Annotated in this window: 12 protein-coding genes, 5 tRNA genes and 1 pseudogene; 13 read left to right on the top strand and 5 right to left on the bottom strand. The window is 70.6% G+C overall.

The window, feature by feature from the left end:
* Positions 1 to 97: 97 nt before the first annotated feature.
* From ACZ4XX_RS16745 to ACZ4XX_RS16720, 6 genes and pseudogenes are all read left to right on the top strand, one after another.
* Positions 98 to 688 (top strand): annotated as a pseudogene (locus ACZ4XX_RS16745) (HAD family hydrolase); the annotation flags it as partial.
* A gap of 93 nt (positions 689 to 781) precedes the next feature.
* A tRNA-Gln gene (locus tag ACZ4XX_RS16740) sits at positions 782 to 853 on the top strand.
* A 41-nt stretch (positions 854 to 894) separates the two neighbouring features.
* Positions 895 to 967 (top strand) — tRNA-Glu (locus ACZ4XX_RS16735).
* Between the two features lie 84 nt (positions 968 to 1,051).
* Positions 1,052 to 1,124 (top strand) — tRNA-Glu (locus ACZ4XX_RS16730).
* Between the two features lie 14 nt (positions 1,125 to 1,138).
* A tRNA-Gln gene (locus ACZ4XX_RS16725) sits at positions 1,139 to 1,210 on the top strand.
* Positions 1,211 to 1,249: 39 nt separating this feature from the next.
* Positions 1,250 to 1,322, top strand: a tRNA-Glu gene (locus ACZ4XX_RS16720).
* A 130-nt stretch (positions 1,323 to 1,452) separates the two neighbouring features.
* Here ACZ4XX_RS16720 and ndgR read toward each other — a convergent pair.
* On the bottom strand, positions 1,453 to 2,169 hold the full coding sequence (gene ndgR / locus ACZ4XX_RS16715) for an IclR family transcriptional regulator NdgR (protein WP_015036427.1): 717 nt from the start codon (positions 2,167 to 2,169) through the stop codon (positions 1,453 to 1,455).
* A 140-nt stretch (positions 2,170 to 2,309) separates the two neighbouring features.
* Here ndgR and leuC point away from each other — a divergent pair, with 140 nt between their 5' ends.
* The 4 genes from leuC to ACZ4XX_RS16695 all read left to right on the top strand — a co-directional run bounded on the left by leuC (position 2,310) and on the right by ACZ4XX_RS16695 (position 5,511).
* The gene (gene leuC / locus ACZ4XX_RS16710) at positions 2,310 to 3,734 is read left to right on the top strand and encodes a 3-isopropylmalate dehydratase large subunit (RefSeq protein ID WP_468508632.1); all 1,425 of its coding nucleotides are present in this window, start codon (positions 2,310 to 2,312) and stop codon (positions 3,732 to 3,734) included.
* 6 nt (positions 3,735 to 3,740) lie between these two features.
* Positions 3,741 to 4,334: a 3-isopropylmalate dehydratase small subunit gene (leuD, locus tag ACZ4XX_RS16705; protein ID WP_468508631.1), complete on the top strand. Its 594-nt coding sequence runs from the start codon at positions 3,741 to 3,743 to the stop codon at positions 4,332 to 4,334.
* 104 nt (positions 4,335 to 4,438) lie between these two features.
* The gene (locus tag ACZ4XX_RS16700; protein ID WP_030325570.1) at positions 4,439 to 4,666 is read left to right on the top strand and encodes an SCO5555 family protein; all 228 of its coding nucleotides are present in this window, start codon (positions 4,439 to 4,441) and stop codon (positions 4,664 to 4,666) included.
* Positions 4,667 to 4,809: 143 nt separating this feature from the next.
* Positions 4,810 to 5,511 (top strand): HU family DNA-binding protein, encoded by a 702-nt coding sequence (locus ACZ4XX_RS16695; RefSeq protein ID WP_468508630.1) that lies wholly within the window; start codon positions 4,810 to 4,812, stop codon positions 5,509 to 5,511.
* Between the two features lie 91 nt (positions 5,512 to 5,602).
* Here the strand turns inward: ACZ4XX_RS16695 and ACZ4XX_RS16690 are convergent, their stop codons facing one another.
* Positions 5,603 to 5,812, bottom strand: coding sequence for a hypothetical protein (locus ACZ4XX_RS16690; protein ID WP_030325574.1), 210 nt, complete (start codon positions 5,810 to 5,812; stop codon positions 5,603 to 5,605).
* Positions 5,813 to 5,822: 10 nt separating this feature from the next.
* A complete protein-coding gene (cofC, locus tag ACZ4XX_RS16685) occupies positions 5,823 to 6,470 on the bottom strand; it encodes a 2-phospho-L-lactate guanylyltransferase (protein WP_468508629.1) in 648 nt (215 codons plus the stop codon).
* A gap of 127 nt (positions 6,471 to 6,597) precedes the next feature.
* Between cofC and ACZ4XX_RS16680 the strand changes: the two genes are divergently transcribed.
* From ACZ4XX_RS16680 to ACZ4XX_RS16670, 3 genes are all read left to right on the top strand, one after another.
* Positions 6,598 to 7,350 carry a lysophospholipid acyltransferase family protein gene (locus ACZ4XX_RS16680; RefSeq protein ID WP_468508628.1) on the top strand — a complete coding sequence of 251 codons (753 nt, stop codon included), beginning with the start codon at positions 6,598 to 6,600 and terminating at the stop codon, positions 7,348 to 7,350.
* Complete coding sequence (locus tag ACZ4XX_RS16675; RefSeq protein WP_468508627.1) at positions 7,347 to 8,348, top strand: NAD(P)H-dependent glycerol-3-phosphate dehydrogenase; 1,002 nt, start codon at positions 7,347 to 7,349, stop codon at positions 8,346 to 8,348. Before ACZ4XX_RS16680 ends, ACZ4XX_RS16675 begins: the two co-directional genes overlap by 4 nt.
* Before the next feature lie 121 nt (positions 8,349 to 8,469).
* On the top strand, positions 8,470 to 9,624 hold the full coding sequence (locus ACZ4XX_RS16670) for a D-alanine--D-alanine ligase family protein (RefSeq protein ID WP_468508626.1): 1,155 nt from the start codon (positions 8,470 to 8,472) through the stop codon (positions 9,622 to 9,624).
* A 33-nt stretch (positions 9,625 to 9,657) separates the two neighbouring features.
* Here the strand turns inward: ACZ4XX_RS16670 and ACZ4XX_RS16665 are convergent, their stop codons facing one another.
* Both ACZ4XX_RS16665 and ACZ4XX_RS16660 read right to left on the bottom strand, forming a co-directional pair.
* Positions 9,658 to 10,140 (bottom strand): DUF3515 domain-containing protein, encoded by a 483-nt coding sequence (locus ACZ4XX_RS16665; protein WP_468508625.1) that lies wholly within the window; start codon positions 10,138 to 10,140, stop codon positions 9,658 to 9,660.
* Positions 10,141 to 10,160: 20 nt separating this feature from the next.
* Complete coding sequence (locus tag ACZ4XX_RS16660; RefSeq protein WP_015036438.1) at positions 10,161 to 10,394, bottom strand: Lrp/AsnC family transcriptional regulator; 234 nt, start codon at positions 10,392 to 10,394, stop codon at positions 10,161 to 10,163.
* Between the last annotated feature and the right edge of the window lie 224 nt (positions 10,395 to 10,618).

The raw sequence follows: 10,618 nt of genomic DNA, 5'->3' as shown, positions 1-10,618 counted from the left end.
CCCTTTCCTCCCCCCCCCCCCCCCCCCCCCCCACCCCACCCCCCCCCCCCCCCCCCCCCCCCCCCCCCCCCCCCCCCCCCCCCCCCCCCCCCCCCCCCTCGGCCGTTGGCGGGAGCTGACGGCGCTCCACTGGCGCCGTTTCGAGGCCGGCGGGGTCGACTTCCAGGAGCAGCGGCGGGAGCGCGTCAGGGACTTCCTCGCGGAGCCGGGCATGACCGCCGCCGAGGCGGACGGCTGGTTCGAGCGGTACGTCTCCCACTACGAGGCGGCCTGGGAACTCTTCCCCGACGCGGTCCCCGTTCTGGAGCTGCTGGCCGATGACTATCGTCACGGGATTCTGTCCAACTCCAGCCTCCACAACCAGGAGCGGAAGCTGCGGGTCCTGGGCGTACGGGACCGCTTCGAGGCCGTCCTGTGCGCGGCGGAGCTCGGGGTGGCCAAGCCGGCCCCGGAGGCCTTCCATGCCGCCTGCACCGCGCTTGACCTGCGCCCGAGCGAGGTGGCGTACGTGGGGGACCAGCCGGACATCGACGCCAGGGGCGCCGTGGAGGCGGGGCTGCGGGGCATCTGGCTGGATCGCGCGGACATCGGCGGGAGGCCCGAGCTGAACCGGATCACGGACCTCCGCCAGCTCCCGGCCCTGCTCGGCGGCCATACCCGTTTTGGAGCACCGTCCACCTTCGGGTAATGTTCTTCCTGCGCCGAGGGGAACAAGCCGAAAGGCAAGAACCCGGAAAGCGCAAGCCGAGCAAGATCCTCCCTGGTGGGGACATTGCCCCGGTGGCCTATGGTGTAATTGGCAGCACGACGGTTTCTGGTTCCGTTAGTCTTGGTTCGAGTCCAGGTAGGCCAGCTCGCAGAGCTTTATCTGCAAACGTGGATGGCATCCACAAAGCCCCCGTTGTGTAGCGGCCTAGCACGCCGCCCTCTCAAGGCGGTAGCGCCGGTTCGAATCCGGTCGGGGGTACTGATCCATCCTGTAGGTCACTTGGGTAGCTCCCGGTGGATCTACGGTGACATCACCCGGTCTCGACCGGGTGGGATCGCTAGGGCCCCCGTTGTGTAGCGGCCTAGCACGCCGCCCTCTCAAGGCGGTAGCGCCGGTTCGAATCCGGTCGGGGGTACGGTGTAACCACCATGGCCTATGGTGTAATTGGCAACACTACGGTTTCTGGTACCGTCATTCTTGGTTCGAGTCCAGGTAGGCCAGCTCGCAGAGCTCATCTGCACCGCGGATCTGATCCGCAAGGCCCCCGTTGTGTAGCGGCCTAGCACGCCGCCCTCTCAAGGCGGTAGCGCCGGTTCGAATCCGGTCGGGGGTACAGAACGAAGAAGCCCTTCCCTTCGGGGGAGGGCTTCTTCGCTGTTCGGTGCCGTACGTACGGACAACTCCGGCCCACCGCTGCGGCGTTGAAGCGGTGGGCCGGTACGAACAGAGGACGGGCAGGAAGGTCAGCCGGTGCGGCGGAGCGCCTCGGAGAGGCGGGCCGCGGCGTCGATGACGGCCTGGGCGTGCATACGGCCCGGGTGGCGCGTCAGACGCTCGATCGGACCCGAGACCGAGACGGCGGCCACCACGCGGTTCGACGGGCCGCGTACGGGCGCGGAGACGGACGCGACGCCCGGCTCCCGCTCACCGATCGACTGGGCCCAGCCGCGGCGTCGCACGCCCGACAGGGCCGTCGCCGTGAAGCGGGCACCCTGGAGGCCGCGGTGGAGCCGCTCGGGCTCCTCCCAGGCCATCAGGATCTGCGCCGAGGAGCCGGCCTTCATCGTCAGCGTCGAGCCGACCGGGACGGTGTCCCGCAGGCCCGAGAGCCGCTCGGCCGCCGCCACGCAGATGCGCATGTCGCCCTGCCGGCGGTAGAGCTGGGCGCTCTCGCCGGTGACATCGCGCAGATGCGTCAGAACCGGGCCCGCGGTCGCGAGCAGGCGGTCCTCGCCGGCCGCGGCGGCGAGCTCCGCGAGGCGCGGTCCGAGGATGAACCGGCCCTGCATGTCACGCGCCACCATCCGGTGGTGTTCCAGTGCCACGGCCAGTCGGTGTGCCGTGGGTCGTGCGAGTCCCGTCGCCGCGACCAGTCCTGCGAGGGTGGCCGGACCGGACTCCAGGGCGCTCAGGACAAGGGCTGCCTTGTCGAGAACGCCTACGCCGCTAGAGTTGTCCATGCAACGATATTCGCGTCTCACTCTGTGAAACGCAAGTTCAATTTCCTGCGGAACTTGTCACTCTGGTGAGGCGGCCGCACAACGGCCCGCGAAACGGGTCTCTAGTTGTGCCGGCGTAGACGTCGGCCGGAGGGAAAGCGATGGGTAGGACACTCGCGGAGAAGGTCTGGGACGACCACGTCGTCCGGCGCGCCGAGGGCGAGCCCGACCTCCTCTTCATCGATCTGCACCTGCTGCACGAGGTGACCAGCCCCCAGGCCTTCGACGGTCTGCGCCAGAACGGCCGGCAGGTGCGGCGCCTCGACCTCACCATCGCCACCGAGGACCACAACACCCCGACCCTCGACATCGACAAGCCGATCGCCGACCCGGTCTCCCGCGCACAGCTGGAGACCCTCCGGAAGAACTGTGCCGAGTTCGGCGTCCGCCTGCACCCGCTGGGCGACGTCGAGCAGGGCGTCGTCCACGTGGTGGGACCGCAGCTGGGCCTGACCCAGCCGGGCACCACCGTCGTCTGCGGCGACTCGCACACCTCCACGCACGGCGCCTTCGGCGCGCTGGCGTTCGGCATCGGCACCAGCCAGGTCGAGCACGTGCTCGCCACCCAGACGCTGCCGCTGGCCCGCCCCAGGACCATGGCCATCACGATCGACGGCGAGCTGCCCGAGGACGTCACCGCCAAGGACCTGATCCTGGCGATCATCACCAAGATCGGCACCGGCGGCGGCCAGGGCTACATCCTGGAGTACCGCGGCTCCGCCATCGAGAAGCTCTCGATGGAGGCCCGGATGACCATCTGCAACATGTCGATCGAGGCCGGTGCCCGCGCGGGCATGATCGCCCCCGACGAGACCACCTTCGCCTACCTGGAGGGCCGTGCCCACGCCCCCGAGGGCGAGGACTGGGACGCCGCCGTCGCGTACTGGAAGACCCTGAAGTCCGACGAGGACGCGGTCTTCGACGCGGAGGTCGTCATCGACGCCGCCTCGCTCGCGCCGTTCGTCACCTGGGGCACCAACCCCGGCCAGGGCGCGCCGCTTTCGGCGAACGTCCCCGACCCGGCTTCGTACGAAGACGCTTCGGAGCGCCTGGCCGCCGAAAAGGCCCTGGAGTACATGGGGTTGACCGCCGGGCAGCCGCTGCGCGACATCAGGGTCGACACCGTCTTCGTAGGCTCCTGCACCAACGGCCGCATCGAGGACCTGCGCAACGCCGCCGCCCTGCTGGAGGGCCGCAAGGTCGCCGACGGCGTCCGCATGCTGGTCGTTCCCGGCTCCGTGCGCGTCGCCCTGCAGGCCGTCGAGGAGGGCCTGGACAAGGTCTTCAAGGAGTCCGGCGCCGAATGGCGGCACGCGGGCTGCTCGATGTGCCTGGGCATGAACCCCGACCAACTGGCTCCCGGTGAGCGCTCCGCGTCCACCTCCAACCGCAACTTCGAGGGCCGGCAGGGCAAGGGCGGCCGGACCCACCTGGTCTCGCCCCAGGTCGCCGCCGCCACCGCCGTCCTGGGCCACCTGGCCTCCCCGGCCGATCTGTCCGACGTCGCCACCACCGCGGGGGTCTGAGGAACCATGGAAGCTTTCACCACGCACACCGGCCGGGCCGTCCCGCTGCGCCGCAGCAACGTCGACACCGACCAGATCATCCCGGCGCACTGGCTCAAGAAGGTCACCCGCGACGGCTTCGAGGACGGCCTCTTCGAGGCCTGGCGCAAGGACTCCGAGTTCGTCCTCAACCGCCCCGAGCGGCAGGGCGCCTCGGTCCTGGTCGCCGGCCCCGACTTCGGCACCGGCTCCTCCCGTGAGCACGCCGTCTGGGCGCTCCAGAACTACGGCTTCCAGGCCGTGATCTCCGCCCGCTTCGCCGACATCTTCCGCGGCAACTCGCTGAAGAACGGCCTGCTCACCGTGGTCCTGCCGCAGGAGACGGTCGACGCGCTCTGGGAGCTGACCGAGGCCGACCCCACCGCCGAGGTCACCGTCGACCTGGAGCAGCGGAAGGTCCTGGCCGCCGGGATCGACGCCGACTTCGAGCTCGACGAGAACGCCCGCTGGCGACTGCTGAACGGTCTCGACGACATCAGCCTCACCCTTCAGAACGAAGCCGACATCGCGGCATACGAGGCGTCACGACCGGCCCACAAGCCCCGTACAATTACGGTCTGAGCAGCGCTTTTCCAAGACTGCGCCCCCCACCGCCCGGTGGGGGGCGCAGTCGCTTGTTGAGACCCTGTCGGGCGACAACTCGCCCTAGATGGCACAATCGGTGCATGGAACGCGACAGCCAACTCGAGCTCTACGAGTCAGTCGCCGCCCGATTGAAGGAAGCGCACACAAGAGTGCGCTCACTGCAAGTCCCGGAGGGCGTAAGGATGGCGCTGTCCCGGAAGCTGCTGGTCGTGACGGCCGCGGCGAAGCACGATCTCAAGGACGCGGCAACGCGTCTGGACCGGTTGATGAAGGACCTCGATGAGGGCCGATTCCCAGAGGACGACTGACACCAAGAACTCCGCAGCGGATCTTCCGCGTTGCGGCACTAGGGTGATTAGCCCGTTTCGTGTTTGATTTGCGGTATATACATGCCTAACGTGCGAAAAAGCTTGAACACTTTCGTTCTGGCAATGTCTCCGAAGGGGAAGACGTGAACAAGGCGCAGCTCGTAGAAGCGATTGCCGACAAGATGGGCGGTCGCCAGCAGGCCGCCGAAGCCGTCGACCACGTGCTCGACGCCATCGTGCGTGCCGTGGTCGCCGGCGACCGGGTCTCGGTGACGGGTTTCGGCTCGTTCGAGAAGGTCGACCGTCCGGCCCGCTACGCCCGCAACCCGCAGACGGGTGAGCGGGTGCGGGTCAAGAAGACCTCGGTCCCGCGCTTCCGTGCCGGTCAGGGCTTCAAGGACCTGGTCAGCGGCTCGAAGAAGCTCCCCAAGGGCGGCGAGGTCTCCGTCAAGAAGGCCCCCAAGGGCAGCCTGAGCGGCGGCGCCTCCGCCACCGTGAAGAAGGCCGCCGCCAAGCGCGCGACCACCGCCAAGAAGGCCGCCGCGAAGAAGGCGACCCCGGCGAAGAAGGTCACGGCGGCCGCCGCGAAGAAGGCGACCCCCGCGAAGAAGACCACCACGGCCGCCGCGAAGAAGGCGACCCCGGCCAAGAAGGCCACCACGGCCGCGGCGAAGAAGACCTCCGCCGCCGCCAAGAAGACCACCACGGCCGCCGCGAAGAAGGCGACCAAGGCCACGGCCAAGAAGACCGCGCCGGCCGCGAAGAAGGCCACGGCGACGAAGGCGCCCGCCAAGAAGACGACGGCGCGCAAGACGACCGCCAAGAAGGCCGCCGCCAAGAAGTAGGACGAGCGGTAGACACCCGCCGGGGCGGGGTCCCCCCCGGGAGCCCGGCCCGCGGCGCGTCCGGGGCCCCCGCCGGCGGGGACCGGGCGCGTCAGAACGTCTGGAGCGTCACCAGGGTGATCCGCAGGCCGGCCCCCGACGTGCCCGGCTCCGCCTCGATCCGGACCCGCTGCCCCGGACGCAGCAGCCGCAGCCCGCCCGCCTCGAAGGCCTCCGCACCGAACTCCACGGGGGTGCCGTCGTCGAGCAGCACACTGCCGCTGTGGGTCTCGGAGTCGTACGTGAACGCGGTCGCCTGCATGGACCGCAGCCTATCCGGCCGCCGGCAGCCACCGGGCGGCCGTCCGCGGTCCGAGCCCCAGCGCCCCGGCCGCCGCCAGATCCTCACCGGTGTCCACGTCCCGGCGCACCGAATCCACCCCCGCCAGCAGGATTTCCACCGCGCCCGAAGACAAATGCCGGAGCCGCGACGCGCCTCCGAATGCCGGTTCCAATTCCACCCCGGGACCCGCCGAGAGGAATGTCGTACCTATTTCGGCGGCATCCGCGAGAAAAGCCCTCGGAAATTTCCTCGCGACGTCCAGGACCCGGGTCAGCTCCGCGGGCCGCAGCGCCGGCAGATCCGCGTTGAGCGCGGCCACCCGCGCGGCCGGCCGCCGGGTCCGTACGGTACGGACGCCGTGCGCGAGCGCCGCGTTGAGCCCCGCCGCCGGGGTGTCCGGGACGATGCGCGCGCCCAGGCCGGCGAGCGCCTCACCGGCCGCCGGATCGTCCGTGACGACCACCACATCCCGTACCCGCGGGCAGTTCAGCACCGCCCCCACGGTGTCCTCGGCGAACGCCAGCGCCAGCCGCGGGCGCAGCCGGGACCCGGCCGCCGCGGCCAGTCTGCTCTTCGCCAGGGCAAGGGGCTTCAGGGGTACGACCAGGGACCAGCCGTCGTCCGCGTGCGTGTTCATCGCGGCCCATTCTGTCCCGCCCACGCGGTCCCCAGGAGGGCCCGGGGCGTACGGTGTCACTCGACAGAGCAGGAGCATGGGGCGACACTTGACCCCCTGCCAGCCAGTCCCGGAGAAAGGTGTACGAGTGCCCCGCCGCAGAATCGGCTTCTGGTACCGCCTCGCGGCGGTCATCGCCAAACCCCCCCTGGTGGTTCTGTTCAAGCGGGACTGGCGCGGTATGGAGCACATTCCGGCCGACGGCGGTTTCATCACCGCGGTCAACCACAACTCCTACCTGGACCCGCTGTCCTACGCGCACTACCAGTACAACACCGGCCGGGTCCCGCGCCTCCTCGCCAAGGCGGGCCTCTTCAAGGCCCCCTTCGTCGGGATGATGCTGCGCGGCACCGGACAGATCCCCGTATACCGGGAGACGACCAACGCGCTCGACGCGTTCCGCGCCGCCGTCGACGCCATCGAGCGCGGCGAGTGCGTCGCCTTCTATCCCGAGGGCACCCTCACCCGGGACCCCGACATGTGGCCCATGGCCGGCAAGACCGGTGCCGCGCGCGTCGCGCTGCTCACCCGGGCCCCCGTCATCCCGGTGGCCCAGTGGGGCGCCAACCTGGCGATGCCGCCGTACGCCAAGGAGAACAAGCTCAGCCTGTTCCCCCGCAAGACGCTGACCGTGCAGGCCGGTCCGCCCGTCGACCTCTCCCGCTTCCACGGTCTCGAGCCCACGCCCGAGGTGCTCCGCGAGGCGACCGAGGTCATCATGGCCGCCATCACCGTGCTCCTGGAGCAGATCCGCGGCGAGCAGGCGCCCGCCGAACCGTACGACCACCGCAAGGCGCGCCTGGAGCAGCGGCGCAGGGCCGCCGAAGGGGGCACCAAGTGACCAAGGCAGCCGTCTTCGGAAACGGATCCTGGGGTACCGCGTTCGCGATGGTGCTCGCCGACGCGGGCTGCGAGGTGAGCCTCTGGGGCCGCCGCGCCGAACTCGCCAAGGAGATCAACGCCTCCCGGGTCAACCCGGACTATCTGCCGGGTGTCGAGCTCCCCGCGGCGATCACGGCCACCGCCGACCCGGCCGAGGCGGCCCACGACGCCGACTTCACCGTCCTCGTCGTCCCCTCCCAGACCCTCCGCGGCAACCTCGCCGCCTGGGCGCCGATGCTGGCGCCCGACACCGTCCTCGTCTCCCTCATGAAGGGCGTCGAACTCGGCACCGCCAAGCGGATGAGCGAGGTCGTCACCGAGGTCGCCGACGTGCCCGCCGAGCGCGTGGCCGTCCTCACCGGCCCCAACCTGGCCAAGGAGATCGCCGCCCGGCAGCCCGCCGCCGCCGTCGTCGCCTGCGTCGACGAGACGGTCGCCCAGCGCCTCCAGGCCGCCTGCATGACCCCGTACTTCCGCCCGTACACCAACACCGACGTGGTGGGCTGCGAGCTCGGCGGGGCCGTGAAGAACGTCATCGGCCTCGCCGTCGGCATCGCCAACGGCATGGGCCTCGGCGACAACTCCAAGGCCACGCTCATCACCCGCGGCCTCGCCGAGACCACCCGGCTCGGCCTCGCCATGGGCGCCGACCCGCTCACCTTCTCCGGCCTCGCGGGCCTCGGCGACCTCGTCGCCACCTGCTCGTCGCCGCTCTCCCGGAACAACACCTTCGGCACCAACCTCGGCCGCGGGATGACCCTCCAGGAGACGATCGCGGCCACCAAGCAGACCGCCGAGGGCGTCAAGTCCTGCGAGTCGGTGCTCGATCTGGGCCGCCGCCACGGCGTCGACATGCCCATCACCGAGACGGTCGTGTCGATCGTCCACGACGGCAAGCCGCCGGTCGTCGCCCTCAAGGAGCTGATGTCGCGCAGCGCGAAGGCCGAGCGCCGGTAGCCGTCGGCGGGCGGCTCCGCCCCGGGCCCCCGCGCGACGCCGGGCCGCGCTGAGCCGGACGCGCGCGAGGGGGCCGGGGTCGCAAGGTCGTTCGGGACGCGCAAGGTACGCTCATCGCGATATGAGCGAGAACACCCAGAGCCCCCGCAAGCCGCGCGTGGCCGTCGTCTTCGGCGGACGCAGCTCCGAGCACGCCATCTCCGTCGTCACGGCGGGCGCCGTCCTGAGCGCCATCGACCGGGACAAGTACGACGTGCTGCCCATCGGCATCACGACGGACGGGCGCTGGGCGCTCACCGCCGACGCCCCCGAGCGCATGGCCATCGCCGACCGCGCCCTGCCGAACGTCGCCGACCTGGCCGAGTCCGACGAGGGCGGCGTCGTCCTCTCCGTCGACCCCGCCAACCGCGAGGTCGTCCTCACCGAGCCCGGGGCCGTGCCGAGGGCCCTCGGCGAGGTCGACGTGGTCTTCCCGATGCTCCACGGCCCCTACGGCGAGGACGGCACCCTCCAGGGCCTCCTGGAGCTCTCCGGCGTCCCCTACGTCGGCGCGGGAGTCCTCGCCTCCGCCGTCGGCCAGGACAAGGAGTACATGAAGCGGGTCTTCGTCTCCTTCGGTCTCCCGGTCGGCCCGTACGAGGTCATCCGGCCGCGCGAGTGGGGGCAGACCCCCGACGGGGACGGAGGTGTCGCCGCCCGCAAGAAGATCGTCGAGTTCGCCGCCGAGCACGGCTGGCCGCTCTTCGTGAAGCCGGCCCGCGGCGGCTCGTCCATGGGCATCACCAAGGTCGACGACCTCTCCGGCCTGGACGAGGCCATCGAGGAGGCCCGCCGCCACGACCCCAAGATCATCGTCGAGTCGCTGCTGCGCGGCCGCGAGATCGAGTGCGGCGTCCTGGAGTTCGAGGACGGGCCGCGCGCCAGCGTGCCGGCCGAGATCCCGCCGGTCACGGACCACGACTTCTACGACTTCGAGGCCAAGTACATCGACTCGGCCTCCGGCATCGTGCCCGCCCCCATCGGGGACGAGGCCACCGCCGAGATCCAGCGCCTCGCCGTCGCCGCCTACGAGGCGGTCTCCTGCGAGGGCCTGGTGCGCGCCGACTTCTTCCTCACCGAGGACGGCGAGTTCGTCATCAACGAGATCAACACCATGCCGGGCTTCACGCCGATCTCCATGTACCCGCGCATGTGGCAGGAGAGCGGCGTGAGCTACCCCGAGCTCGTCGACCGGCTCATCCAGGCCGCGCTGACCCGCTCCACGGGCCTGCGCTGACCCGACGCACCCCGGAAGACCGTGCCGCCGCCCTCAGAGGCTGGGCGGCACGGTCTTCCGTACGGGGTCGGCGAGATCCGCGAGCGGCGTCATGTCGTGCGTGTACTGCTCGCCGAGCGTCACCTCGACGTACGTCTTCCGATACGTCGTGGTGAAACGGGGCCCGCCGCCCTCCGGACGCTCCAGCATCCAGTTGACGCCGTTCGCCTCGATGCCCTGTGCCTTGGGATCGCTCATCTTTTCGGGCCGTGGCACCCCGCAGCGCAGTACGATCGCACCGTCACCCCAACCGGCGGTCAACTCGGAGCCGGGCTCCGGGTCACTCCGTTCCAGACCCACCACGGTGTCCGGAAGCTCCTTCGCCAGGTCCTGGCAGAGAGCGGCCTCCGCCGCCGGGGGGCTGGGAACCTCGACGGACGCCGCGGCGCCCGGCGAGGAACAGCCGGCGGCGGCCAGCAGCAGTACGGCTGCCGAGACGGCGGCGGGCAGGCCGAAGGGCCGGTGGGAAGACGTCACCGGCCAAGCGTAGACGGGGGCTACAGATGAACGACCGGGCAGGTGAGGGTGCGCGTGATGCCGTCCACTTGCTGGACCTTCGCGACCACCATGCGGCCGAGCTCGTCGACCGTGTCCGCCTGCGCACGCACGATGACGTCGTAAGGGCCGGTCACGTCTTCCGCCTGGAGCACCCCCGGGATCTTGGAGATGGTGTCGGCGACGGTCGACGCCTTGCCCACCTCGGTCTGGATGAGGATGTACGCCTGAACCACGGAACCTCCAGGGCGACCACGAGGATCTTGTGGGAGAAAGGGACGCCACGGTACCGCGTCGCCGCGGGCTGCGGGGAGACCTGCGTGTCCCGAGGCGCTCGCGGGGTGGCGTACGCAGGACAGAAGTTGACGGTCTACTTGACGGTACCCAGCACGGTGACGGCCCGCGACCCGCGGCGCGAACAGACGCGCCCCCGCCCGCCGGCCGGCACGAAGACACGAGG

It is taken from the genome of Streptomyces sp. NPDC029956, from assembly GCF_055574655.1.
Note: the sequence above shows the minus strand (reverse complement) of the source record. Positions and strands in the feature narration are given on the sequence as shown.

What these genes read in the sequence shown, in the direction of transcription:
- leuD (WP_468508631.1), top strand. Translation starts at nt 3,741, where the DNA reads ATGGAAGCTTTCACCACGCACACCGGCCGGGCCGTCCCGCTGCGCCGC.
- ACZ4XX_RS16700 (WP_030325570.1), top strand. Translation starts at nt 4,439, where the DNA reads ATGGAACGCGACAGCCAACTCGAGCTCTACGAGTCAGTCGCCGCCCGA.
- ACZ4XX_RS16690 (WP_030325574.1), bottom strand. Translation starts at nt 5,812, where the DNA reads ATGCAGGCGACCGCGTTCACGTACGACTCCGAGACCCACAGCGGCAGT.
- ACZ4XX_RS16670 (WP_468508626.1), top strand. Translation starts at nt 8,470, where the DNA reads ATGAGCGAGAACACCCAGAGCCCCCGCAAGCCGCGCGTGGCCGTCGTC.
- ndgR (WP_015036427.1), bottom strand. Translation starts at nt 2,169, where the DNA reads ATGGACAACTCTAGCGGCGTAGGCGTTCTCGACAAGGCAGCCCTTGTC.
- leuC (WP_468508632.1), top strand. Translation starts at nt 2,310, where the DNA reads ATGGGTAGGACACTCGCGGAGAAGGTCTGGGACGACCACGTCGTCCGG.
- cofC (WP_468508629.1), bottom strand. Translation starts at nt 6,470, where the DNA reads ATGAACACGCACGCGGACGACGGCTGGTCCCTGGTCGTACCCCTGAAG.